Origin of the sequence: Gordonia sp. DT30 (assembly GCF_049844915.1) — a bacterium.
GTDB lineage: Bacteria > Actinomycetota > Actinomycetes > Mycobacteriales > Mycobacteriaceae > Gordonia.
This window is the reverse complement of sequence record NZ_JBNCLY010000096.1, coordinates 1-327: the sequence shown is the minus strand read 5'-3', so window position 1 is coordinate 327 and position 327 is coordinate 1. Positions and strand designations below refer to the sequence as shown.

Genomic DNA, 327 nt, shown 5'->3' with positions numbered 1-327 from the left:
CATCAAAGCCGACCTGACCGATCTGATCAACGAAACCGGCCACGGCGTCACCGCCACCAACAGCCTGCTGCCCATCAAAGATGTCATCCGGTTGGCGGCCGACGCCCAACCGTGGCTGGCGGTGTTCGGTGAGCACACCACCGTGCCCCTGTATTTGGGTCGCGCCCGGTTGGCGAGCCGCGGGCAACGCATGGCGTTGTTCGCCAAACCCGACGGCCAAGTGTGCTCACACCCCGGGTGTTCGCAACCGGCCGCGCATTCGGAAATCCACCACGCCACCCTCGATTACGCGAAGGGCGGGTTGACCAACATCGACGACCTCGCCCC

General features: G+C 65.1%; 1 protein-coding gene. It reads left to right on the top strand.

What is annotated here, in order from left to right:
* Positions 1–327 (top strand): DUF222 domain-containing protein (locus tag ACLQ3C_RS21585; RefSeq protein WP_425707133.1); only part of this gene is annotated, 327 nt, incomplete at both ends.